The following is a 24,526-nucleotide window of genomic DNA, read 5'->3' on the forward strand; positions in this document are numbered from 1 at the left end:
GACGAATGCTACTTGGGTAGTGGGTGGGCGGTTCCATGGGCGTAATAGCCCGCATCATTTGGGGCCGCCTTGCGGCCCATCGCCGGCAAGCCAGCTCCCCTCAAGCTTTGCGCGGTCTCTGTGGGAGCTGGCTTGCCGGCGATGGGCTGCGCAGCAGCCCCAAGGATTCACCAGGTCAACACCGCACCCACCGCAAAGGTATCGGTGTCTTCGTTCTGCGCGCTGGTGTCATGCCCGTCGATGGAAAACTGGTTGTACTCGGCCACCAGCTTGAGGTTATCGTTTACATCATGGAACAGCGCCACGCCGCGGGTCTCGTAGTCCGCCCCGCTGCCCACCGCGCCATTACCATCGTCCTTGGTCTTGCCATAGGACAGCGCCACGCGGTTCTTGCCGAACTTGTACGAGCCCTGCAGCAGGTAGCCGTCACTGTCGACATTGCGCAAAACCGGTTCGCCCGCGTTGTTGGTGAAGAACGGGTTGATGCCCTTGGCCTGGAACCCCGAGCCGGTCAGCGACAGCCCGCCCATCTTGGCCTGCACGCCATAGCCGACACCTTTGGAGGTAATGGACTCCACCGTCGAATCGGTATTGTCGGATGTCTGGTAGCTGCCGTTGACCCAGCTGTAGATCTGCGCCCCGCCCAGGTCGAACTGGTAGGTGATCTCGCTTTCGGTGCGCGGGTTTTCCTGGTAGGCCTTGCCGGTCGGGCTGCTGTCGTTGGTGTCTACCGGGTCCATGATGCCCACCGCCACCCGCAGGCCGTCCATCACCGGCGTGCGGTAAGTGATCTGCGAGGTGGGGAACGGGTACGGGTAACCACTGCCGATGTTGCCGAACGACACCCCGCCGCCGTCCACCAGCCCCAGCGTGTCGCTGACCTGGCCATAACCGGCCAGCAGCTCGTCCAGCAGGATGTTGGAGCGGGCGAACAACCCGAAGTCCTTGCCGATCAGCACCTCGCCCCACGCGGGGTTGGCCACGGTGCCGTAGAACTGGCGCACGTCGATGGCGGTGTCGGTGCCGTTGGTTTCACTGTCGTTGATGGTTACCCAGAACGAGGCACGCGCGCCGAGCTTCAGGTCATCCACCTGCTTGCCCATGTTGAAGCCAAGGTAGTTGGGCAAGAAGCCCATTTTCACCCGCGACTGGCGGCGGTCGAACTGTTCGCCCTCACGGTCGACCTTGCTGTTGACGTAGAAGGCATTGATGTAACCGTCGGTGGAAAACGTTGTCTGGTCCTTGTCGTACAGCATGATCTCGGCCTCGGCGACGCCGCTCAGGCCCAGGGCAGAAAAGCTGGCGATGGCGGCTGCGAGGAAACGAGGCGGCAGGTGCTTATTGTTGTTGTGCATGGCGCGCTCCAAACGGGGACTGGATGTCGGAGGCGATTATCGGAAGTGGCCAAATGGCCAGATACGCTGCTTTGGGGGGAGCGGGTAGCGGCCTTGGGCTGGCGAATGCGGCGTGATGATTTGGTCGCGCTACCGGGTCTGGCCAGGAGGCAAGACCTAAGGTGTACGCATGAATAGCAGGCGGGTATCAATACAACTGTACGAACTGGGGCCGCCTTGCGGCCCCTCCGCGGGCTTGCCCGCTCCCACAGGGATCACGCATCACTTGAACTCAGCGCCAGACCTGTGGGAGCGGGCAAGCCCGCGAAGGGCTGCAAAGCAGCCCCGTTGTTACCGAGTGCGCTGACCACTGCCCTCAGGAAGCAAGCGCCTGCGAGCGCTGGCGCACGGGCATCTCATAGCGGTGCGGTTGTTGCCAGGCCAGCCGTGCCTGCACGTCGACCGCCGCGTCCATCACCTTCTGTGCCCAGTTTTCGTCCTTCGGGCACACCACCACAACGCGAAAACCGTGGTCGACGCCTTCCAGCCGCACACCTTCGGAATCATCCACATGCAGGTCGATATCAAACGCCGAGGGCAACTTCGAGGGCGAATGCTCAAGGCCGTTCTGGGCCAGGATATGCTGGTGCCGGTCGCTGTTGACCACACCATCGACATGGATGCCATAAAGCATCAGCCAGCGCCGGATGTAGGCCGGGGTGCGCCCCGACGAGGTATAGATCCAGATGCTGCAGCCCTGGCGGCGCAGGTCGCGGATCAGCGAGCGCGTGCCACTGCGCAGGGGCTCGCCCAACCAGCGATGGACGAAATTCGGCAGCTTGCTGTCTTCGGCGGCAGCGTGCTCGGGCAGGCAGGCGAGCGTGTCGTCGATATCGAACGAAATGCGTACCTGGCCACGCTTGAACTTGCGTTCAAGGGCTTGGCGCCCGCGTGCGAACATGGAGTAACGTTGCATCAGCGGCGCCCCTCGCAGGCAGGCACGGGCGAGCCGTTCAGGAAGAACTTGCCGGGCGCAGGGGCCTTCTCTTCAAGGAAAGCCGCGTACTTTTTCTTGATCTTGGGGAGTTCGTACAATGCCTTTACACCGTGTTTAGCGGAGTTGCGTATGACCGAGGACGGGTTGAAGTAACCCTCGGCGTTGTCCAGCGACAGCACGAAAGGCGGCAACCCGGCACGCATCAGCAGGTAGCTGACGATGAGCGAACCTGTGCGGTTGTTGCCTTCGATGAACAACTGCGGCTTGCTGAGGATTCGTACATAAACACCGGCTGCCCGCTTCCAGACCGAATCGCTGCGGTACGAGCAGTACCAGTTGTACAAGTCCTTGATGCCACCTTCGACGTTATTGAAAAAGTGCGCCTCGGTTGCGGCGAGGTGCGGGGCATATTCAAGGCGACGGGCCGGGTCGCTGCCGCACAGCACGGTGGCATTGATTTCCAGCATCAGGTTCAGCTGTTGCAGGTCGAAGAGGTCGATACCGCGAGCGACATAGTCGTCAATCAGGGCGTAGCCTTCAAGCACGTTCAGCAGCACCTCGTCGGTAAACGGGTCCCGCGGCTCGGTGAAATGCCGGCTGAGTTCGGCAAAGCGGCCCTGCACCTCGCGCAGTGCGCGCTCTACCGCTGAAAGATCAAGACGACGCGTTGCTCGCATTGGAAATCCCGGGTAACACTTTAACGGAAGGTAACGCGGCCGGGTGCTGCAACCTCCCTGGCTGCAACACCCGGCCACCTTGGGCGTGCCTGACTCAGCTGAACTTGCCGCTGATGTAGTCGCTGGTCAGTTGCTCGCGTGGGTTCTGGAAAATCTGCGCCGTAGGGCCCATCTCGACCAGGTAACCGGTGCGGCTGCCCTGGGAAATATCGACCGAGAAGAACGCTGTGGTGTCAGCCACACGAATCGCCTGTTGCATGTTGTGGGTCACCAGGGCGATGGTGTAGTCCTTCTTCAGCTCGACCATCAACTCTTCCACGCGACGGGTGGCAATAGGGTCGAGTGCCGAGCATGGCTCGTCCAGCAGCAGCACTTCGGGCTCGGTGGCGATGGCGCGGGCAATGCACAGACGCTGCTGCTGGCCGCCGGACAGCGACAGGCCGCTGACCTTGAGCTTGTCCTTCACTTCGTCCCACAGCGCGGCGCCTTGCAAGGCGTGCTTCACGCGGTCACCCAGGTCGCCCTTGTAGCGGTTCAGGCGCAAGCCAAAGGCGACGTTGTCGAAGATGCTCATCGAGAACGGGTTGGGCTGCTGAAACACCATGCCGATGTAGCGGCGCACGACCACCGGGTCAACACCCTTGCCGTAGACATCCTGGCCCAGGAAGTGCACATGGCCTTCAAACCGGAAGCCCTTCACCAGGTCGTTCATGCGGTTGAGGCTACGCAGCACGGTACTCTTGCCGCAGCCCGACGGCCCGATGAAGCCGGTGATCTCGTTCTTCCTGATCGGCACATGGCTGTCACGCACGGCCATGAAGTTGCCGTAGAAAATCTTGTCCAGCTTGCAGTCCATGACGATCGGGGTGGCTTCACTGACCATGGGAGCGGCTCTTTGCGCAGTGGATACGTTCAAGTGGGATGCTCCCTTTCTCAATACTTGGGCTTGCCGAAGACTCGGCTCAGAATGTTGATTACCAGCACGATCATTACCAGCACCAGCGAGGCCGCCCAGGCGAGCTCGAGCTGGTTGTCGAATGGCATGCCGGAGAAGTTGTAAATCAGTACGGCGAGCGAGGCCGTAGGGTTCATGACCGCCAGGCTGCCGTCATGGTAGATCCAGTAGTTGCTGAACAATGCGGTGAACAGCAGTGGCGCGGTTTCGCCAGCGGCGCGGGCCACGGCCAGCATGACGCCGGTGAGGATCGCCGGCAGGCCTGTGGGCAGGACGATCTTCCAGATCACCTGGGCACGGGTGCAGCCCATGCCGTAAGCGGCGTCTTTCATGATCTTGGGCACCATCTTCATCGACTCTTCAGCGGTCAGCACCACGATCGGCAGCATCAGTACTGCCAGGGCCACACCGCCAGCCGGCGCCGAGTAGGTGCCGGTGGTCATCACCACCAGGGCGTAGGCAAACACCCCGGCCAGGATCGACGGCAGGCCGGTGAGCATCTTGGCGGCAAAGCGCGCGGCGTTGGCCAGCTTGCTGTCGGGGCCGAGTTCGGCCAGGAACACTGCTGCCAGGATACCGACCGGTACCGCGATGGCGGCGGCAATGCCGACCATGACGAAGGTACCGGCCATGGCGTTACCAAAACCGCCACCCATCTCGAAGCCGGTCGGCGGCAGCTCGGTGAACACTTCCAGACTCAGGCGTGCACCGCCGCGGGTGATCAGCATGTACAGCACGGAAATCAGCGGCACGCTGGCCACCAGTGCCGCGAGCCATGCCAGGGTAGTCAAAAGCACGCTGCGCAGGGCACGGCCTTCCAGCTTGCGTTGCAGGCTGGGCAATGCGGCTACAGGGGTCGTCAAGTCAGTCATTGTTTGTTACCACGCTGGGCGTAGAGCATGATCATCGAGCCGAGCACGTTCACCAGCAGAGTGATGAACATCAGGACCAGTGCCGCGTACATCAGCACTTCGACCTCGTTCGGGCCGGCTTCCGGGAAGTTCAGCGCCAGCAGCGCCGCCAGGGTGTTGGCCGGGGCGAACAAGGAAAGGGAAATGGTGTTGGCGTTGCCGACCAGCATGGCCAGTGCCATGGTTTCACCGAGCGCGCGGCCCAGGCCCAGCACCAGCGAACCAAAGATGCCGGTAGCAGCCGATGGCACCATCACCTTGAGGATGGCTTCCCAGTGGGTTGTACCCATGCCGTAGGCAGCCTGCTTGGTTTTCATCGGTACGCTGGTCAGCGCATCCTGGGAAACGGCAGCGATGGTCGGCAGGATCATGATCGCCAGTACCAGCGCAGCAGGCAGCAGGCCGGGCCCGCTCAGGGAGGTGCCGAAAAACGGGATCCAGCCCAGTTCGCTGTTCAACCAGGCGGTCAGCGGGCGAATCGCCGGGATGACCACGTAGATGCCCCACAGGCCGTAGACCACGCTGGGGATGGCGGCGAGCAATTCGACGATGGTGCGGAACACTGCGGCGAGCTTGGCCGGAAGGAAATCCTGGGTGAGGAAAATGGCCATGCTGACGCCGAAGAAACCGGCGATCAACAGGGCGATGAAGGCACTGTAAAGCGTGCCCCAGATCGCTGGCAGAATACCGTACTTGCCTTGGTTGACGTCCCAGACGCTGCCGAACAGCACGTCAAAGCCGTGCTTTTCGATGCCGGGCAGTGCCTTGCGGCCCACTTCGTAGACCAGCGCGAAGACCAGCGCCAGTACCAGCACCACACCAATGCGTGCAAGCGCACGGAAGGTGCGATCGACCAGGAAGTCTTTCGCAGACGGTGGCTGGCACGCGGAATCGGGGTTATCCGGTATGGCAAAGGGTGTGTTCATGGGCAAGTTCCGGGACTAGGGACAAACACCCCCGGCATGGCTTCATGCCGATACCGGGAGCGCCTGGGTATTACTGGATGTTGGCAGACGCTTTACGCACCTGGTCGACAACCGACGCAGGCAGCGGGATGTAACCCATCGAGTCGGCGATGGTCTGGCCTTTGGTCAGGCTGTACTCGACCATTTCACGCATGGCCTTGGCTTTTGCCGGGTTGCCGTTGTCCTTGCGGAAGATCATCCAGGTGTAGGAAGTGATCGGGTAGGACTTGGCACCGTCCGGGTCAGGCAGCCAGGCCACCAGGTTTTCCGGCATGTTCACCGCAGCCAGCGCTTCGGCACCGCTCTCTGCGTTTGGCACGACGTATTGGCCAGCCTTGTTCTGCAGCACGGCGAAGTCGACCTTGGCCAGCTTGGCGAAGCCGTATTCGATGTAGCCGATGGCGCCCGGGGTCTGGCGGACGGTGGCGGTTACGCCATCGTTCTTCGGCGACTTGATGAACTTGTCGGTGGCCGGCCAGTTGACGGTGTTGCCCTCACCCAGCCCTTGCTTGAAGTCAGCGTTGATGGCCGACAGGTGCTTGGTGAAGACCGCAGTGGTACCGCTGGAGTCGGCACGCACGACCACGGTGATCGGGGTAGCTGGCAGTTTCAGCTCAGGGTTGGCCGCGGCGATTTGCGGGTCGTTCCACTGGGTGATCTTGCCCAGGAAGATGTTGGAGTACACCTCGCGCGGCAGCTTCAGCCCTTTAGGGTTGCCCGGCAGGTTGTAGGCCAGGACGATTTCACCGGCGGTCATTGGCAGCAACTGCACGCCTTCGCCAACCTTGGCAATGTCTGCTTCGCTCATGGCCGAGTCGCTGGCGGCGAAGTCGACGGTCTTGTTCAGGAAGTCCTGAACGCCCGCCCCGCTGCCCTTGGACTGGTAGTCAACGGTGACGCCAGCGGTGTTCTTGCTGAAGTCCTTGAACCAGGTCAGGTAGATCGGTGCAGGGAAGCTGGCGCCGGAACCTGTCAGGCGAACGTTTTCTGCAGCAAAGGCTGCCGAAGTGGCGCAAAGGGAGACCGCAACGGCGAGTGCAGCAGACTTCATCAGGCGTTTCATCAAAAAGTGCTCCTTGTGATGGCCGGCACACTTTGCATCAGCTGTGTTACAGCTTTGTGACTGTTGAGTGGCAGGCCGCACGGTAGAGCTTTTTGCCTGTGCCATGAGGCTCCGTTTGTCCATTGTCCGGCACTCTCGGTGGACGCCTGGCCTCAACCGTGCAGGCAAATCCAGCAGGAGTGAACACCATGCCACGCGGTGACAAGGACAAATACACAGACAAACAGAAGCGCAAGGCCGAGCACATAGAGGAGAGTTACGAAGACAGGGGTTTGTCGAAAGAAGAGGCCGAAGCCCGTGCCTGGGCCACCGTCAACAAACAGTCCGGAGGTGGCGACAAGAAGGGCGGCTCGGGGAGCCACACGTCTGCAAGCGAAAAAAAGACAGCCCGCTCCGACTCAGCCAAACGCGCGGCTAAATCACGCCAGGGTTATTCGCGCAGTTCGGGTGCTTCTCTGGAAACCCAGAGCAAGCAAAGCCTGATGAAGGAGGCGCGCAGCAAAGACATCAAAGGCCGCTCCACCATGAACAAGGCAGAGTTACTAGAAGCGCTGCGCAAACACGGTTGAGGGCGCGATGGATGGCACCGGCTGCGCCGGTGTTCGCGGGTGAACCCGCTCCCACAGGGTTTGGTCAGCCAATGCCGACAATACCCGCTTCATCGCCTTCCTGGCTGCGGTTGCGGCACGCACACTCGAACTCGGCCTGGGCCCGTGTGGCAAAGTTGAGGCTCAAGCGCATCTTTTCCTGGGTGTCGTAAAGGTCATAACCCTCTCCCAGGGCGGCGGGAAAGCCAAGACGCCGAGGGTAAACCTCTCGCTTTACTGGCACTGCGGGCACCACAACGAAGCGCGTCTGCATGATCGTCCCTCTTCGGCAGTGCTTAAGTATTAGTAGCCTTATGCCAAAGCATCAAGATGACTCATGCAATATTTTGGTTCAGTTACCTATGCTCGCGGTAATGAGTGCGCAGAAACCCAACAGGCAGACAGCCCCGATGGCATAGAACAGCGTTCTCCATGGCTGCACGCCCAGCAGATAGGCCAGCGTATGCAGGACCCTGGCAAGGGTGAAAGCAATGCTCAGCCACACAGTGGGCTGCGCGGCTGTATCCAGGGCGATAGCCAGCCCACCCAAGGCGAAGAAAGCCGGGATGTTTTCCAGGTCGTTAGCCCATACCTTGGCGGCGCGGATCACTTCAGGCCGCTCAGTCGCCTGCGCAGCGTGTTTGAAGACAGCAGCATCCTCAGGGTTGGTAAACGCCACAAAGCGCAAGCGGTGATAGCCCTGGTAACAGGAGACCATGAACATCTTCAGGAAAAGCACCACCATACACAGCGCATAAACATTCAAGGCATTGCTCATGGCTGACGCACCCCGGCAACGCCTCTGTTGACGAGATACAACAGCGGCCCCGCCGAAACGAACACAGCCGTCAGCAACAGGTAGGGCAGCAACGATATCCCCTTCCCGCCCCGCATACGGTTGTCCCTCACCATCCAGACGCAGGCCAGCCCCGCCATCAGGTACAGGTCAATGACCACCTGAGCAGTGTCTGGCCGCGACAGCAGCGTTAGCCCGAACGCCAGCAGCGACTGCTCGGCAATCAGCATCGTCCAGCCGGTATACAGCGAAAACAGCACCAGCAACGCCAGCGCGCAGCTACGCAAGCCCATCGTCCTTTCCTCTGTAGGGTTTGCCGGCACAGTAGTGATAGGGTTGCCTGCGCTCAATGACCTGTGAGGTCATGGACGCTGCAATCAAGGACGATAAGGATCAAGGCATGAGTCATCATCTGTTCCATCGCAAAAGCCCTGCGCCGGATACTTCGGCAGGCCAGCATCTGCGCCACTTGCGCCAGCAGGCCGGGCTCAGCCAGCTGGCGCTTTCGCTATTGGCTGGCGTATCGCAGCGCCACCTGAGCTGCCTGGAAACCGGGCGCGCCAAGGCCAGCCCTGGCACCTTGCATGCCCTGCTTTCGGCCCTTGGCGCGCCACTGGAGCACTGCAACGAAGTGTTCATTGCCGCCGGGTACGCGCCCCGCTACGCGGCCTCGCCGCTCGACGCGCCTGAACTGGCATTGGTGCATGCCGCCATCGAACACATCCTGCAGGCGAACAACCCTGCACCTGCAATCGTCATCGACAGCAACTGGCAGGTCATCGCTGCCAATGCCAGTACCGGCCTGCTGTTGGCGATGGTGGGTGTTGCGGCGCAGGCGGCGCCTGGCCTTAACCTTCTGGATACGCTGCTGCGCCCTGGCGGCCTGGGCGATCATCTGGCCAATGCGCAGCAAATTCGTGCCGTTGCCTGGCAACGTGCATCCAGGGAGGCAGTGGGTAACGCGACGCTGGCAGCGCATTTGCGCAATCTTCCAACCCCGGCCAACCCAGAGCAGGCGACAGGTATCGCGCCCGTGTTGCTGACCCGCGTGAGCACCCCCTATGGCGAGCTCAGGTTCCTGTCGACCTTCACCACCTTCGGCATGCCGCTGGATATCACCGTGGAATCACTGCGGATCGAGCACCTGATCCCCGCCGACCCACAAACCCGGCAGAGGATGCAGGCGGCGTTTGATCAATGGTCGGCGGTTACAGCGTGAACGACAGCGCCTGGCCAAGGAACCTGGCGCTAACCTGATGGCCTGTTTCATTGAGGTCGAACGGCTGGCACATGGCCCCCGTGGTCACCACATCACCTGCCTTCAATGTCTGGCCGCGTTCGGCAGCATGGGCATACAGGTGAGCCAGCGACACCAGCGGGTCGGTCGCAGCATCGCCAGACAAGCCGCGGGCGCGTAATTCGCCATCTACGTACACCTCGGTGGTCTCGGCCAGGTCTGCAAGCAAGGGTACGTTGATGCCTGCCCCGAGGCTGTTGCCCACGACCAACGCTTCAAAGCCCACGTTGTCCGCCACGAAGCTTGGCCAGCCGACGCTCTTGCGGTCGACGAAGCGTGAGCGCACCACCTCGAAAGTGACGCAGGTTGCGCGAATATCCTCGCTGGCCGGCACCCGTCCCGCTTGCGGGGGGATATCGCGGTCAAGCACGAAGGCGATCTCACATTCGATGGTCACAGGTGTCACCGCCGGCAGCTCGATGCGCACACCATCAGCGTGGCAGCGCTTTGCTTCCAGTTGGCCAATCAGCGGCCGGGACAGGTTGGCCGCACGCATGCCGGCGGGGCTGCCGACACCCAGCTTCCACCCGGCACGCTGGCCAGCGGCGGCGGCGAAGAACTGATCCTGGCTGTCATAGCCTTGTTTCAAGGTTTCGGGCCTGAGGCTGGCAGGCAGTTCCGTCAGCAAGTCACCGCTGCGCCAGTGCTGCAGCAACAGGGCCGCGGTACGTTGGGGTACGAAAAGCGAACTGTTCATCAAGACCTCATGGAAATGGGCGATGCCGGGCAACCGATGCTAGGGCCTGAAATTGATAAGGATAAATATATTGTCATGATGCCTGGCATCACAAACCGTTATGAAACGACTTCTGGAAGCTGATGCGATCCTTGTGGGAGCGTGTCGCGATTGGGCCGCAACGCGGCCCCACCGGTCTCTACGGTCCTGCAAGGATCCTGGGGCCGCTCTGCGGCCCTATCGCGACACAAGGCCGCTCCCACAGGGATTGCACAGGCCTGACGATCACTGGTCAGCAGAAACCGGCTGCTTCAGCAGCAATACGTAAGCCATCGCTGCCACCGCCGCCACCGCAGCACTGATCAGGAACGCCGAGGCAAACGACCCGGTCTGCTGGATGCTGAACCCGGTCACGATTGGTGCCACCGAGCCTGCCAGGTAGCCACCAAAGTTCTGGATCGAGCCAAACGAGGCAACGCGCTGGCTATCGACCACAGTGTTGGCAATCATCCAGGCAGTCGAACTGGCCATGTTCACGCTGAACAGCGCGCAGCACAGCAGCGCCACGCTGAGCATGAAGCCGCTGCCGAACGACAGCGGAACGGTAAATGCCGCCGCCGCGAACAACGCCGTCACCACTACCCGCTTGCGGCTACCCAACACGCTGGCGCCGTTCTTCACCAGGCGGTCGCAGATGCGGCCCGCGACAATGGTGCCCAACGCACCGAATACATAGGCCAGCGATACCACCCAGGCCGTGTGGTACAGGCTCAAGCCATGCTCACGTTCGAAATAGCCCGGCAGCCAGGTAAGGTGCAGCCACAGCATGTAGATCACCCCCATGAAGCCCAATACGGCGCCCCAGGTGCTCTTGTGGCGAAACAGCTCGGTCCAGGCCGCCAGTTGTGCCCGCAGGCTCGGCCTGGCGCTTGCCACCGGCTGTTTATGGGCCTGTGTCGCCAGCAGCCGCTCACGTTCCTCGGCAGGCAGCTCGGCCAGGTAGCGTGCCTTGCTTTTATAGAAGGCAAACCAGCAGGCGGCGACCAGGATGCCGAATACCCCAGTGACAATGAACATGCCGCGCCAGCCCCAGGTGACCATCAGCAGGGTCAGCAACGGTGGCGCCAGGCACGGCCCGATGCAGGTCGATGACAGCACGATGCCCGTCGGTGTGCCGCGCTTTTCGGCCTCGAACCACTCCGCCAGGGCTTTCGCCGCCGACGGGAACATCGGTGCTTCGCCAATCCCCAGCACCACCCTAAGGCCGATGAATGCGGAAAAACTGTTGATCAGGCCGGAGGCCGTCTGCGCCACTGACCAGCCCAGCAGTGCCGCCCCCAGCGAGATCTTGCTGCCCAGGCGGTCGATGATCATGCCCAGAGGCAGCTGCGAGAAGGCATACGCCAGGGAAAACGCTGACAGCAAAATGCCCATCTGCGACGGCGTGATGCCCATGTCGCGCTGGATAGACGTATTGGCGATCGACAGCGCACTGCGGTCGACGTAGTTGATGATGCCGATCACCAGCAACAGGCTGACGGTGATGACCTGGTACTTTTTGAACGGGTTCGGGCTGGCGACCGCTTCCCCTGTGGGGGCAAGCTCGGCTTGCGCATACTTGGTATTCATGGGCGTTCACTTTTGTTGTTATTGATTGAACAGCGGACTGGCGCCTTACATCGACGCTTCAAGCAACCACTGGTAGTCCTCGGCAGACGCCTCACGCGGGTTGGTCCGATGGCTGTGATCGGCCAACGCGCCCTGGATTATGCGTGGGTACTGCTCTTCGCTGACACCCAGTTCGCGCAGGCCGGTCGGCAGGCCCAACGCGCGGGTCATGTCGCGGATGGCCTGTTCGATCTGGCTTTCGTCTGCCAGCCCCATCGCCTGGGCGATACGCGCCATCTTGTGCTCGTTCAGCACAGTAGTGGCTTTGCGGTTGAACGTGATGACAGCAGGCAGGAAAATCGCGTTGAGGGTGCCATGGTGCAGGCGCGGGTTAATCCCGCCCAGTGCATGGCTAAGGCTGTGCACGCAGCCGAGCCCCTTCTGGAAAGCCAGTGCACCTTGCAGTGAAGCGCTCATCATGTTGATACGCCCATCGAGGTTCTGCGGGTCTAGGGTAGCGCTTTCGATAAAGCGCCATGCGCGCCACAGGCCGTCCAGGGCGATGCCGTCGGCAGGTGGGTTGAACGCAGGCGCCATGAAGGTTTCCAGGCAGTGGGCAATCGCATCCATACCGGTGGCCGCGGTAAGTTGCGTGGGCAGGCCAAGGGTGAGCGCCGGGTCGCAAATGGCCGCCTTGGGCACCACATGGGGCGAAATCACGCCCACCTTGCGCCCGTCATCGAGAATCAGAATGGCGCCCCGCCCTACCTCGCTGCCGGTCCCGGCCGTGGTGGGTACGGCAATCACCGGCGCGGTTGCCGGCGTGATTCGCGCCAGGCCGCCTTCGATCACCGCAAAGCTTTTCAATGGCCCTTCGTGCCGGGCACACACCGCCACACCCTTGGCCAGGTCGATCGCCGAGCCGCCGCCAATGGCAATGATGCCGTCACAGCCGCATTCCTTGAACATGGCCACGGCTTCACGTACCGCGTTCTCGTTGGGGTTGGGTGGTGTACCGTCATAGATCGGCAGTTGGGCCGCGCTGCCGGCAAAGGTGTTCAACGCCGTATCGACGATACCGGCAGCGCGCACGCCGCGGTCGGTCACGATCAAAGGCCTGGTTATACCAATGCGCTCGCACTCGGCAGGCAAGAGGGCAATGGCGCCGATATCGAACTGGATCTGGGTGATGTAGTTGATCAGGGACATAAGGCTCAGCAGGCTCCTGGCATTGTTGTTATAGGCGGTTCAGTCGCACTGGATGCGACACCGTGCAGCGCCAGTATAGGAATGCGCGCCTGGCCATGGTATTGAGAACAATCCATAGCGGTATAACCAGGACGCATACCCGATGACCCCATCACTTAACTCGATCATGTCCAGGCTGCATGCCCGCCACCTGCGCCTGCTCATCGAGCTGGACGAGCACCGCTCGCTGCTGGGTGCAGCAGGCAGCGTCGGGCTTACCCAGCCCGGCGCCAGCAAAGCGCTGCAGGAAATCGAAACCACCTTCGGCACGGTGCTGTTCAACCGCACCAACCGCGGACTGGAGCCCACGGCCGCCGGGCACTGCGCCATCCGCTACGCGCGCGTGGTGCAAACCGATATTTCCAACCTGCGCCATGACCTGGATGCAATCCTGCGCGGTGTGGGCGGCCGGCTGGCGGTGGGCGCCATCATGGGCGCCGTGCCCTTGCTGATGCGGGCCGTATCACAGCTGGCCAGTATCCAGCCGCAGATGTCGTTCGAGATCATCGAAGACACCAGCCAGTCGCTGCTGGCACAGATCGAAAGCGGCCGGCTGGACATCGCCCTGTGCCGCACCAGCGTCAGCAATGCGCCGCAGCTGTTTGCCAGCACCTTTGTCCAGGATGAGACGCTGGCGGTCATCGCCAATGTCGACCACCCGCTCAAACACGCCCAAACCGTCAGCCTTGCCGAGTTGGCCGAAAGCCGCTGGATCGTATACCGGGCCAACATGCCGATGCGCGTGCAACTGGAGCGTGAATTCCACGACGCCGGGCTGCGCTTCCCGCTGCACCTGGTTGAGACCACCTCGATCCTGGCGACCTTGTCGCTGCTGCAGGACCGCCCCGACTTTGTGGCGTTGGTGTCGATTGACGTGGCCCGGCAATGCGCGATGAACCAGCAAGTGCGCATGCTGCCCCTGGCCATGGGCTCGGTCAGCGACCCTTACGAGTTGATCACTCGCAAAGGCAGCCAAGCGACACCGGCCATGGAAAAACTTAGCGAGCTGCTATTGCAGGGTGGGCAACCTGGCCGCAGTTAGGCGTGTTGCAGCACCTGCACTCCATTGACCCAAATCAAGCCCTCGCGCCAGGTTCGCGCGACGATGGCTGCCAGCAAGGAATGACTCAAGCACCGCCAGGCGCACAGTGCACAACCCTCGAACACTGTGCGCGGCCTTGGACAAGGAGCCCCACATGAACCCGCTGAAACACATACTGGTAGCTACCGACCTATCCCCCCATGCCCGCAACGCGGCAGAGCGCGCTGCCTACCTGAGCAACGCGCAGCAGGCCGCACTGGACCTGCTCTACGTTGCCAACCCGGCCCCCTTCGAGCGCCTGAAGCAGTTGGTGGCGCCTGATGACGACCTGTTGAAGCGGGTACTGGACAGCGCCGGCGAAAAAACCCGCGCACTGGCAGCCCTGCTTTTCCAGCGCTACAACATTTCCGCAGGCGTGCAGGTCGCCAGCGGGTCGGTGATCACGGAAATCACCCGGGTGGTGCAGGACAAACACAGCGACCTGCTGGTATGCGGCGCCAAGGGTCAGAGCGTGGCGCGGCGCCTGCTGCTGGGTTCAACCGTGCAGAAAATGCTCAACCACATGCCCTGCCCTTTACTGGTGGTCAAGCCGGCCCCTCGTGCTACCTATCGCACGGTGCTGGTGCCGGTCGATTTCTCTCCCGCTTCGCTGCGCGCCATCAAACTGGCCAGGGCCATTGCCCCACAGGCCGAAATCATTCTGCTGCATGTGTACGAAGCCCCGTTCGAAGGCAGCGTGCGTTTCGCCCATATCGACCACGACACCCTCACCCACTACCGCAATGTCATCCGCAAGGACGCACAGGCACAACTCGCTGCATTGAGTGAGGCCGCGGGCATTGCCGATGCACGGCAGATTCTGGAGCACGGTGACCCTGGCTGGCGCATTGCCGAGCAGGAACAGGAGCTGGAGTGCGACCTGATCGTAGTCGGCAAGCAGGGTGCGAGCGCGCTGGAGGAGCTGTTGGTTGGCAGCGTTACCAAGCATGTACTGAACGAATCGCAGTGTGATGTGCTGGTCACGCCCTAGCACGCAAGACCAGGCGGGCCGCCCTCCCCAGGGGCTGCCCAGCCTGCGTGCAGCATCACCAGGTCCCGCTGCACATCCACCCAGCATCAGAACGGGCAGTCGGTGGCCGTCGCCCACCTGATCAAAAAATCCATAGGTTTGTCCTTGTTGTGTAAATGGCAGCCTTGCAACGGCTGAAGAAAAGCATAACACTCGCTATATACATTTCTATACACCGCCTCTGAAATCCCAGATGAAACCGTGATGTACGCCCAACCCGACCTCCCACACACGACCAGCGATGGTGCTGACGCCCCTATCGGCTCGGTCAACCACGCGCTGGGCAACCCCGGTATCCGGCGCAAGAATCACAAGCTTATTCTGCAGGCGGCCAGCGAAGCGTTTGCCGTCACCGGCTTCACCGCCACCCATTCGCACGAAATTGCCGAGCGCGCCGGGTTGCCCAAGGCCAATATCTATTACTACTTCCAGACAAAAGAGAATTTGTACGTCCAGGTGCTGATGAGCTTCATCGAGCCGCTGGTGAGGGCTTCGGCAGCATTGCGAAAAAGCGACGACCCGATAGTGGGCGTGCGGGCCTATATCAAGGCCCGTATCCGCATCATCCGGGAGCACCCTTTCAGCGCCGCCGTGTTCAGCCAGGAGTTGCTCTCAGGCGGCAAACGCCTACCTGAGGTGTGCAAGAACATGCTGCAGGAGGAAGCCAGGCGCAACGTTGCCTGCCTGCGCAACTGGATCGAGGATGGCCGGTTGGCGCCCTGTGACCCCGAACACCTGATGATTTTCATCTGGTCGGCAACGCGCACCTATACCAATCTTGCCTGGCAAATGTCGCAGCTCAGAGGTGTGGCTGTACCCGACAAGCTGGACTTTGATCGCGCCACCCGTACGGTCACCCAGATGGTGCTGGGCGGTGTCGTACCGGTAAGGCAAACGGCTGTGACACCGCGCTGAAACTTGGCTTCGTGGCCCCGCAACGCAATACTTTCCGCTCTAAACCAGGCGTTTCATCGATTGCGCTGATGATGACTATCAAGCGGCCTGCCTGTCGGCCTGGCGACGCCATCCCTATAATCGCCTGCAAATCCCTCCGCTCCTGCGCCTGCTACAGGCGACATCCCTCATGGAACCGACCCCCATGCCAAGCAACCGCCAGGCCCGTCGCGGCCTTCCCGAACATAATCAACAGAGTGTCACACAGCAATGGCTGGCAATCCTCTCGGTCGCCGTGGGTGCCTTCGCCCTGGTCACCAGCGAGTTCCTCCCGGTGGGGGTGCTCAACGATGTGGCCAGTGACCTTGGCATCAGTGCAGGCCTTGCCGGCCTGATGGTGACCCTGCCCGGCATCATGGCCGCGCTGGCAGCGCCGTTGATTTCCGTGGGGGTCGGCGCGCTGGACCGGCGCTACCTGCTGATTGGGCTGACGCTGATCATGATCATCGCCAACACCATCGTGGCCTACGCCGTCGACTTCAACTTGCTGTTGGTCGGCCGCGTGCTGCTGGGTGTCAGTATCGGTGGTTTCTGGGCGACCGCCATCGCCCTCAGCGGCCGCCTGGCCCCAGACGGCATGGGCGTGGCCAAGGCCAACTCGATCATCATGGCCGGCGTAACCCTGGCGACCGTAGTGGGCGTGCCCGTGGGCACCTGGCTGAGCGGCCTGATGGGCTGGCGCATGACTTTCCTGGTCACCGCCCTGGTGGGCATACCGGTGCTGCTGGCGCAGGTATTCCTGCTGCCGCGGCTGCTGCCGGAAAAGGCTATTCGCATCAGCGACCTGCCAGCCTTGTTCATCAACCCGCAAGCGCGGGTCGGTTTGATCGCCGTGCTGCTGATCGGCCTGGCGCACTTTGCCGCGTACACCTATGTTGCCCCGTTCTTCAAACAGAATGCCGGCTTTGACGGGCCTACGATTGGCTCACTGTTGCTGCTGTACGGCGTCGCCGGGTTCATGGGCAACATTTTCGCGGGCTACGCTGCCAACCGCAGCGTGCGGCATACCCTGATGCTGGTTGCGCTGATGATTGCAGTGAGCACCGCCTTGTTCCCGCACTTCGCCACCGGCATGACGGGCGCCGCCATGCTGATCGCACTGTGGGGCTTCGCCTTTGGTGCGTTCCCGGCCTGCGCCAATATCTGGATGTTTGTGGTGGCCCCCAAGGATGTTGAACGTGGCATGCCGCTGTTCGTGGCCATGTTCCAGGTGATCATTGCACTGGGCTCGTTCTTCGGCGGGCAGGTGGTCGACCATATGGGCACCGCAGTGCTGTTGAGCCTGGCTACTGCGTTGGTGGGCTGCGGCTTTGTCACCGTGCTGGTGCTGGGGCGCAACGTGAGCAACAGCCTGGCCGCACAGCCAGGCTGAGTAGCCGCCTGGAGCGACTGCACAAAGCTTGAGCTATCGAAGACCGAGGCGCTTGCTTCGCGGGCACGCCCGCTCCCACAGGTACCGGGCCGGCTTCAGGCTTACGCAGTCCCTGTAGGAGCGGCTTTAGCCGCGAACACCGGCGAAGCCGGTGCCATCCACCGCGTTGGACTCTTCGCGGGTGAACCCGCTCCCACAGGACCAGTGGCAGACAGGCTTATCCCACGCCAGGTTCATCCCGTTCGGTGCGCCGTGGTTGCCTGCCGCAGATCACCGGCACCTCGGCGCCGCGGGCCCTGGCCAGCAGTTCCTCGGTGTCATCGCCCCCAGGCAGCGCGAGCAAAAGATCAGGGCGACTGTCATTGAGCATGAACAGGTTGCGCAAGCGTTCGGCCTGCTTGCCGTGCAATTGCCAGTTTGGCGGATAACGTACCAGATCGGCACCGTGCTCACGTGCCCAGCTTTCGATCTCGCCGCCGAGGAACTGGCTGCCACCGTGGATCAACACCCGGATCGGCCGCTGGCGCTGAACGTCATCCAGGGCCTGGCGGCAGCGCCGGGTGTCGGCATAGTTGCGTCCCGCACAGATCAGTACTCGCATGGCCTGCTCTCCTCGCCTGGCTCAGAACCACTGCCCGAAGCGGCGGATGTAGAGGGTCTTCATGCCTTGCGCGACCACGCAATAGCCCAGCAGGGTAGCAACCAGCCAAGGGAAGTATTCCCACGGCAGCGGCACCAGGCCGACCATCGCGCCCACCGGCGAGAACGGGATGTAGATCCCCAATGCCATCACCAGCCCCGTTGCCAGCACCACCGGCAACGCAGCGGTGCTTTGGAAGAACGGCACTTTGCGGGTGCGCAGCATGTGTACCACCAAGGTCTGTGACAGCAACCCCTCGATGAACCAGCCTGACTGGAACAGCGCCTGCATCTCGACGCTGTTGGCGGCGAACACGTACCACATCAAGGCAAAGGTGGTGATATCGAAGATCGACGAGGTCGGGCCGATCCACAGCATGAAGCGGCCGATGTTGCGGGCATCCCATTTGCGTGGCTTGCTGAGAAACTCCTTGTCCATGCGGTCCCACGGCAGCGACAGCTGGGAGAAGTCGTACATCAGGTTCTGCAGCAGCAGGTGGATTGCCAGCATCGGCAGGAAGGGAATGAACGCACTGGCCACCAGAACCGAGAACACGTTGCCAAAGTTGGAGCTGGCAGTCATGCACAGGTACTTCATGATATTGCCGAAAGTTTCACGGCCTTTGAGCACCCCCTCCTCCAGCACCATCAGGCTCTTTTCCAGCAGGATGATATCGGCCGACTCCTTGGCGATGTCGGTGCCGCTATCTACCGAGATACCCACGTCGGCATCGCGCAGGGCTGCGGCGTCGTTGATGCCGTCGCCGAGGAAGCCCACCGTGTGACCATTGGCTTGCAGGGCCTTGAGCACACGTGATTTCTGCAGCGGGGTGAGCTTGGCAAAGACCGTGCGTTCCTCTACCTGAAGCTTCAGGGCGGGGTCGTCCATGCGCTCGATGTCCTGGCCGAGCAGTGGCAGGCCTGGCTCCAGGCCCACCTCACGGCAGACCTTGCAGGTAACCACCAGGTTGTCGCCGGTCAGTACCTTCACCCGCACGCCCATGTCGCGCAGGGCGGCGATGGCCGGGCCGGCAGTTTCCTTGGGTGGGTCGAGGAAGGTCAGGAAGCCCTGGATCACCAGGTCGCGCTCATCGTCGGTGTGGTACTGCGCCTTGCCTTCGGCAGCCAGGATCTCGCGGGTGGCGACCACCAGCACACGGAAGCCATCCTGGTTGTAGGCCTCGGCGCTGGTCAGAAGCTGCTGGCGGCGGAGCGGGTCCAGGGCAACGACACGGTCGCTTTCCTGCACATGCGTGGCGATAGCGAGCATTTCCTCGACCGCACCCTTGCTGACCAGCAGGTGATCACCCAAGGCGTTTTTCACCACCACCGACAAGCGACGGCGGATGAAATCGAACGGCAGTTCGTCGACCTTTGCGTAGGCGTAAGGCACCTTGAACTCACGGTCCTGGCCAGCGAAATGCAGCACGGCCTGGTCCATCAGGTTGCGGATGCCGCTCTGGTGATGGCTGTTGAGCCAGGCCAGTTCAAGAATATGCCGGTCGCGCTGGCCGTCGAAGCGCACGTGGTGTTCGAGGATGATCCGGTCCTGGGTGAGCGTGCCGGTCTTGTCGGTGCACAGTACATCCATGGAGCCCAGGTTCTGGATGGCGTTCAGGCGCTTGACCACCACCTTGCGCCGGGCCATGGCCACGGCGCCCTTGGCCAGGTTGGCGCTGACGATCATCGGCAGCATTTCCGGGGTCAGCCCCACTGCCACGGCAAGCGCGAAGAGGAAGGCATCACCCCAGTCGCCCTTGACCACGCCGTTGATCATGAACACCACCGGCACCATCACCAGCATGAAGCGGATCAGCAGGCTGCTGACGCTGTTCACGCCCCGGTCGAAGGCGGTCTGGCTACGGGAACCGGCAATGGCTTTGGCCAGCGAGCCGAAGTAGGTACGTCGGCCAGTAGCGACCACCACGGCGCGGGCGCGGCCGCTGACCACGTTGGTGCCCATGAAGCAGATGTTCGGCAGCTCGAGCAGGTTGCCCTGGTCAGCACCATGCCCGGTGGCGGACTTCTGCGCGACATTGCCCAAGGTGTCGTACTTCTCGACCGGCAGCGCTTCGCCGGTGAGCACCGCCTGGCTGATGAACAGGTCGCGCGATTCGAGCAGACGAATGTCGGCGGGGATCATGTCGCCTGCAGAAAGCTGCACGATGTCGCCGGCCACCAGTTCGTCCATGGGCACTTCGCGCAGGCGCGGAGCCTGCCCGACCTGCTCGCGACGCAGCACGGTGGCGGTGGTACGCACCATGGCCTTGAGCGCGTCGGCGGCCTTGTTCGAGCGGTATTCCTGCCAGAAGCGCAGCAGGCTGCTGAGGCTGACCATGGTCATGATGATGATGACCTTGGTCAGGTCGGCGTCGTCCGTTTCGCCGGCGCTGACCGGCAGCCAGTAGTCGGTGACAAAGCTGATCCCGGCCAGGGTCAGCAGTACATAGATGAACGGGTTGTGCAGGGCCTTGAGCAATTGCATCAGGGCGTGAGGTTGCGGGTCGTGGGCGACCTGGTTGGCCCCATCGTGCTCCAGGCGCTTGGCAGCCTCGTGCTCGGTCAGGCCGTGTTCGCTGGCATCAAGGTTGGCGAGGGTGACGGCCAGCCCATTGCGCGCTTCACGGGCAGCGCGGGTAGACAGGCGAGTTTCGCGTTCGGCCTTGGCCGATGAGGTGTTGCGGTGTTTGACAGTCATGTTGCTGTGCTCCTGCCGCTGCAGCGGCACGACACACAGACGTTTCACTCAGGCGGTGAACGAAGGCATGTCGGGTCGCAGAAAAATACTGGGCTTTTCCGACAGTTGTCTGTCCGCTGCCGAGGGTCGGAAGTTGTTTCGGCAGCGAACTTTCTACTCGCGCAGTCCATGGTGTGATTCCTTTTGATAAATACCGTGCAATAACTGCCCGCGAACTTTTAATTTAAAAAAGTTCGAGAGCAAAGATACCGTTTAATATCTTTTATTCAGCGAGAAGTCTGGGGGCTCAAGCGGGCATGCAGACACGCCAGCCGCCCGCATCTACTGGGGGGCTCCTGGCTGTGGTCAGGGTACCCGTGCAGGCGGGACGGCCGGGCACGGGCCTGCTGCGGCGCAAGGCCGGCGAACAGGCAATGTGAAACGAATGAAGTGAGGTTCATGAGCTTGCCTCCAACCGGCAGACACCGGTGGCGGCAAGTCACGACGGAGCATCAGGCTCTGGCGCGGCTTGCCCGACCAGGGTGTCGGGACCGGTGTTCCGGTTCAAGTGCCTGACCAGGCCATACAGCAGGGGTCAGGCAGCGACTAGATACTGTGTCCATTGAATTCTTCAGTGAATGGAAAAAAGGCCCTTTCTCGGGGCGATCGAACTTTATTCAAGCGTAGTATCGAAGTCAACCCGCAAGGGGAACTTTAAATAAGTTTCACCCACTTTTAATGTAACAACGGTCAGGTTCGAGTTTGACGCCCGTCGCCCGGCGAACCTTACACTCTGAACCGCCCCACCAATGCCGTCATCTCCCCCACCAGCCCCGACAGCGCCTTGCTCGCCTCGCTGGTCTGCTGCGCTCCCGTCGCCGAGTTGATCGACAGTTCGCGAATGTTCAGCAGGTTACGGTCCACTTCCCGTGCGACCTGAGCCTGCTCTTCGGCCGCACTGGCAATGACCAGGTTGCGCTCGTTGATTTCGCCAATCGCACTGTAGATACCTTCCAGCACCTGCCCCGAGGCCAGGGTCACGTCCAGTGTGGACTGGGCGCGGTTGGTGCTGGCCTGCATCGACGCCACTGCCGCTTCGGTGCCCGCCTGCACGCGGCCGATCATCTGTTCGATTTCCTGGGTCGATTGTTGCGTGCGGTAGGCCAGCGTGCGCACCTCATCCGCCACCACCGCAAAGCCGCGCCCGGCCTCACCGGCGCGGGCCGCCTCGATGGCGGCATTGAGCGCCAGCAGGTTGGTTTGCTCGGACACCGAGCGAATCACTTCCAGTACCTTGCCGATATCCCGCACCTGCCCGACCAGTTGCTCCAGGTGTGCACTGCTGGCCTGGATCTCGCGGGTCATGGCCTCGGTGCCGTCGATGTTTTCGCTGACTTGCTGGCGGCTTTGCGCGGCCAGCTGGTTGGACTCGCTGGTGGTTTGCGAGGTGGTGATGGCGTTGCGCGCAACCTCCTCCACGGCCGTGGTCATTTCGGTCACCGCGGTGGCTGCCTGCTCCAGCTCTTGCCCCTGCTGGCGCAGGTTGTTGGCGCTTTCCTCGGTAACCGCGTTCAACGCCGTGGCAGCGGCGTCCAGCTGCCGGGCACAGTGGTTGATCTGCCCCAGGGTGTCGCGCTGGCTCTGCTGCATGCGCTGCAGTTCGTGGAACAGCTGGCCGATCTCGTTATTGCCCTGCCCCTGCACTGGCACGCTCAGGTCGCCACCGGCAATACGCTGGAAATGCCTACCGGCTTCGCGCAGCGGGTGCAAAACACGCTGGGCAATGAAGGCCCAGCACAGCGCCGCCAGCACCAAGGTCACCGCCAACAGCCCCAGGCTTAGCAGTTGGGCGCGGGCCAGGCGCCGGTCAGACTCAAGCATGATCTGCTGGCCACGTTCGCTCAGTGCGCCCACCAGTTGCTGGCGCAGCGCTTGCAGCCGGCCCATGGCATTGCCGGCATCGCCGTTGACCTTGAAGTAATGCTCCAGCGAGCGCTGGCGGGTTGCCTCACGCTGCCCGGCCACCGCCTTGGCGTAATCGGCAAAGGTAGCCTGCAGCTGGGTTGCCAACGTGCGCAGGGCTGGATCGCGGGTGTTCTCGACAAATTCGTCGACCAGCGTCTGGCTCTTGTCGTTCAGCTCGACCGACAGCGCCATGCGCTTGGCCGCACTCTCGTCATGGCCACCCAGCTGCTCGATGAAGCCCGAGGACACATTGGCGCTGGCGCGGATCGCCATCAACAATGCGTTGTTCAACCGGTCCGACTGGTGTGCGGTCTGGTCCAGTTCGGTGATCTGCTGGTCGCTGCCCACTGCTGCCCGCCAGGCACTGACGGTGGAAAACAGCAGGGTCAGGCTGAACAGCGACAGCACCCAGAACATTCCGGTACGTATTTTCAGGTTGGCAAGCATGCGGGCAGTACTCCTTGTTGGCACCACTTCTGGTCGAGATTCGACGGTGGGTGTGCTGCTATCGGAGGTGCCCGCGCAGGCTTGAGGCGTGGGGAGTCGGTTATGGGCGGTAACCGAACAGATGTTGCCGGGCGCAGGTTGGGCCGCAGCCAATCTCAGCGTTCGAGGAAGTCGACTACCGCCTCCGCGAAGGCCTGCGGTTGGTCCAGCATGACAAAGTGGAAGCTGCCATCAATACGTTTGAAGCTGATGTTTCGCGTCCCTGCGTAGGCGTTTGCGAAGGTTGCATCGACGCTGGCAGCGGGTATGCCATACAAGGGGTCATAGGCATAGACGACCTGCACCGGCGACTGGATGCTGCCAAGCTCCGGGCGCAGGTCGGTGGTCATCAATTCATAGGTGGCATCGGCCACCACCTTGCGGTCCGAGCGCAGCGCGGCTTCGACCAGTGCCGGCCGGGCCGCAGCGGTCTTGGCCAGCCGGTCGATGGCTGTGCGCTGCATGGCTTCGGCCTGAACTGCCGGGGCCGCCAGCATCCCATCACGCAATGCCGCCGCCTGCGCTGCAGCCGCTTCGGCGGTAGCCATGGGGTTGAGCAATAACGTGTAGAACGGCAGCGCATCGACAACCATCAGCCGCCCTACCCGCTCGGGGTGGCGTGCACCAATCATCAGCGCGACCTCACCGCCCAGCGAATGGCCAATGATGGCCGGTGCCTCAAGGTGCTGGCTGCCGATATAGTCTGCAACCGCCTGGGCCACCGGAGCGGCCACGCGCCCGTCCACAGTGGGCACGGCAGGCGAGCCGGCAAAGCCTGCAACCTGCACCAGGTGCAGGCGATGCTGCTGGCGCAGTGTGCTGGCGAGCCCCGCCCAAACCTCACGGGAAGAGGCCAGCCCGGGGATCAGGATGACGTCCGGCCCGGTGCCCTCGACCGTTACCGAAATACGTTCGCCCGCTACAGGCACTGGCTGGCTTGGCGCAGCCAATGCCGAGCCCAGCGACAAGCTGGTCCCGATTGCTGCAAGCAGGGTGCGTATGCGCATGGTCGCCATTCCTTTGACTTCAACGGAGAAAAGCCCGCCACTATAAGGCGCACGGCAACCCATGGGAAAACTATCGTTTGCAACCCGCTGCGCTGCACCGTTAAAGTCGGGACCTGGGCGCCGGCTGCGCCTGCGGTCCGCGCAAAGGGGTTGCCCGAGCCATGCTTCACTCCATTTCCATACCAGCTCCCGGCTTGTCGG

At 62.1% G+C, this 24,526-nt stretch carries 23 protein-coding genes; 6 read left to right on the plus strand and 17 right to left on the minus strand.

All coding sequences use genetic code 11. The features are described 5' to 3' along the window. Positions 1 to 167: 167 nt before the first annotated feature. The 7 genes from PP4_RS15980 to pstS all read right to left on the minus strand — a co-directional run bounded on the left by PP4_RS15980 (position 168) and on the right by pstS (position 6,902). Positions 168 to 1,355, minus strand: coding sequence for a porin (locus PP4_RS15980; RefSeq protein WP_016500235.1), 1,188 nt, complete (start codon positions 1,353 to 1,355; stop codon positions 168 to 170). Between the two features lie 355 nt (positions 1,356 to 1,710). Beyond that, complete coding sequence (locus PP4_RS15985; RefSeq protein ID WP_016500236.1) at positions 1,711 to 2,310, minus strand: trehalose-phosphatase; 600 nt, start codon at positions 2,308 to 2,310, stop codon at positions 1,711 to 1,713. Further along, on the minus strand, positions 2,310 to 3,008 hold the full coding sequence (locus PP4_RS15990) for a hypothetical protein (RefSeq protein ID WP_016500237.1): 699 nt from the start codon (positions 3,006 to 3,008) through the stop codon (positions 2,310 to 2,312). Before PP4_RS15990 ends, PP4_RS15985 begins: the two co-directional genes overlap by 1 nt. A gap of 94 nt (positions 3,009 to 3,102) precedes the next feature. Next, a complete protein-coding gene (gene pstB / locus PP4_RS15995) occupies positions 3,103 to 3,891 on the minus strand; it encodes a phosphate ABC transporter ATP-binding protein PstB (protein WP_016500238.1) in 789 nt (262 codons plus the stop codon). A gap of 50 nt (positions 3,892 to 3,941) precedes the next feature. Next, positions 3,942 to 4,835: a phosphate ABC transporter permease PstA gene (gene pstA / locus PP4_RS16000; RefSeq protein WP_016486166.1), complete on the minus strand. Its 894-nt coding sequence runs from the start codon at positions 4,833 to 4,835 to the stop codon at positions 3,942 to 3,944. Further along, positions 4,832 to 5,800 carry a phosphate ABC transporter permease subunit PstC gene (pstC, locus tag PP4_RS16005; protein ID WP_016486165.1) on the minus strand — a complete coding sequence of 323 codons (969 nt, stop codon included), beginning with the start codon at positions 5,798 to 5,800 and terminating at the stop codon, positions 4,832 to 4,834. Before pstC ends, pstA begins: the two co-directional genes overlap by 4 nt. 70 nt (positions 5,801 to 5,870) lie before the next feature. Continuing rightward, positions 5,871 to 6,902: a phosphate ABC transporter substrate-binding protein PstS gene (gene pstS, locus PP4_RS16010; protein ID WP_016486164.1), complete on the minus strand. Its 1,032-nt coding sequence runs from the start codon at positions 6,900 to 6,902 to the stop codon at positions 5,871 to 5,873. Between the two features lie 188 nt (positions 6,903 to 7,090). On the opposite strand from pstS, the gene PP4_RS16015 reads away from it, so the two are divergent. Then, entirely contained in the window at positions 7,091 to 7,471 is a 381-nt protein-coding gene (locus PP4_RS16015; protein ID WP_016500239.1) for a hypothetical protein, read from the plus strand. 64 nt (positions 7,472 to 7,535) lie between these two features. On the opposite strand, the gene PP4_RS16020 is transcribed toward PP4_RS16015, so the two are convergent. From PP4_RS16020 to PP4_RS16030, 3 genes are all read right to left on the minus strand, one after another. Next, entirely contained in the window at positions 7,536 to 7,763 is a 228-nt protein-coding gene (locus PP4_RS16020; protein WP_016500240.1) for a hypothetical protein, read from the minus strand. A 78-nt stretch (positions 7,764 to 7,841) separates the two neighbouring features. Beyond that, the gene (locus PP4_RS16025; RefSeq protein ID WP_016500241.1) at positions 7,842 to 8,267 is read right to left on the minus strand and encodes an MAPEG family protein; all 426 of its coding nucleotides are present in this window, start codon (positions 8,265 to 8,267) and stop codon (positions 7,842 to 7,844) included. Further along, entirely contained in the window at positions 8,264 to 8,578 is a 315-nt protein-coding gene (locus PP4_RS16030) for a hypothetical protein (protein ID WP_016500242.1), read from the minus strand. Before PP4_RS16030 ends, PP4_RS16025 begins: the two co-directional genes overlap by 4 nt. 107 nt (positions 8,579 to 8,685) lie before the next feature. On the opposite strand from PP4_RS16030, the gene PP4_RS16035 reads away from it, so the two are divergent. Further along, a complete protein-coding gene (locus PP4_RS16035; protein ID WP_016500243.1) occupies positions 8,686 to 9,504 on the plus strand; it encodes a helix-turn-helix domain-containing protein in 819 nt (272 codons plus the stop codon). Here PP4_RS16035 and PP4_RS16040 read toward each other — a convergent pair. From PP4_RS16040 to PP4_RS16050, 3 genes are all read right to left on the minus strand, one after another. Next, positions 9,494 to 10,279: a 2-keto-4-pentenoate hydratase gene (locus tag PP4_RS16040; protein WP_016500244.1), complete on the minus strand. Its 786-nt coding sequence runs from the start codon at positions 10,277 to 10,279 to the stop codon at positions 9,494 to 9,496. The genes PP4_RS16035 and PP4_RS16040 overlap by 11 nt on opposite strands. Positions 10,280 to 10,543: 264 nt before the next feature. Next, positions 10,544 to 11,887: an MFS transporter gene (locus PP4_RS16045; protein ID WP_016500245.1), complete on the minus strand. Its 1,344-nt coding sequence runs from the start codon at positions 11,885 to 11,887 to the stop codon at positions 10,544 to 10,546. Between the two features lie 45 nt (positions 11,888 to 11,932). After that, a complete protein-coding gene (locus PP4_RS16050) occupies positions 11,933 to 13,075 on the minus strand; it encodes an iron-containing alcohol dehydrogenase (protein WP_016500246.1) in 1,143 nt (380 codons plus the stop codon). Between the two features lie 142 nt (positions 13,076 to 13,217). On the opposite strand from PP4_RS16050, the gene PP4_RS16055 reads away from it, so the two are divergent. From PP4_RS16055 to PP4_RS16070, 4 genes are all read left to right on the plus strand, one after another. After that, positions 13,218 to 14,156 (plus strand): LysR family transcriptional regulator, encoded by a 939-nt coding sequence (locus PP4_RS16055; protein WP_016500247.1) that lies wholly within the window; start codon positions 13,218 to 13,220, stop codon positions 14,154 to 14,156. A 154-nt stretch (positions 14,157 to 14,310) separates the two neighbouring features. Beyond that, positions 14,311 to 15,186: a universal stress protein gene (locus PP4_RS16060; RefSeq protein WP_016500248.1), complete on the plus strand. Its 876-nt coding sequence runs from the start codon at positions 14,311 to 14,313 to the stop codon at positions 15,184 to 15,186. 243 nt (positions 15,187 to 15,429) lie between these two features. After that, entirely contained in the window at positions 15,430 to 16,140 is a 711-nt protein-coding gene (locus PP4_RS16065) for a TetR/AcrR family transcriptional regulator (RefSeq protein WP_016500249.1), read from the plus strand. 184 nt (positions 16,141 to 16,324) lie between these two features. Then, entirely contained in the window at positions 16,325 to 17,551 is a 1,227-nt protein-coding gene (locus tag PP4_RS16070) for an MFS transporter (RefSeq protein WP_041167770.1), read from the plus strand. A gap of 217 nt (positions 17,552 to 17,768) precedes the next feature. Here the strand turns inward: PP4_RS16070 and PP4_RS16075 are convergent, their stop codons facing one another. The 4 genes from PP4_RS16075 to PP4_RS16090 all read right to left on the minus strand — a co-directional run bounded on the left by PP4_RS16075 (position 17,769) and on the right by PP4_RS16090 (position 24,325). Then, positions 17,769 to 18,152: a DUF2493 domain-containing protein gene (locus tag PP4_RS16075; RefSeq protein WP_016500251.1), complete on the minus strand. Its 384-nt coding sequence runs from the start codon at positions 18,150 to 18,152 to the stop codon at positions 17,769 to 17,771. A 21-nt stretch (positions 18,153 to 18,173) separates the two neighbouring features. Further along, positions 18,174 to 20,888, minus strand: coding sequence for a magnesium-translocating P-type ATPase (mgtA, locus tag PP4_RS16080; RefSeq protein WP_016500252.1), 2,715 nt, complete (start codon positions 20,886 to 20,888; stop codon positions 18,174 to 18,176). A 765-nt stretch (positions 20,889 to 21,653) separates the two neighbouring features. Further along, positions 21,654 to 23,279, minus strand: coding sequence for a methyl-accepting chemotaxis protein (locus PP4_RS16085; RefSeq protein WP_016500253.1), 1,626 nt, complete (start codon positions 23,277 to 23,279; stop codon positions 21,654 to 21,656). A 155-nt stretch (positions 23,280 to 23,434) separates the two neighbouring features. Next, positions 23,435 to 24,325 (minus strand): alpha/beta fold hydrolase, encoded by an 891-nt coding sequence (locus PP4_RS16090; protein WP_016500254.1) that lies wholly within the window; start codon positions 24,323 to 24,325, stop codon positions 23,435 to 23,437. Between the last annotated feature and the right edge of the window lie 201 nt (positions 24,326 to 24,526).

Source organism: Pseudomonas putida NBRC 14164 (assembly GCF_000412675.1).
Taxonomy (GTDB): domain Bacteria; phylum Pseudomonadota; class Gammaproteobacteria; order Pseudomonadales; family Pseudomonadaceae; genus Aquipseudomonas; species Aquipseudomonas putida.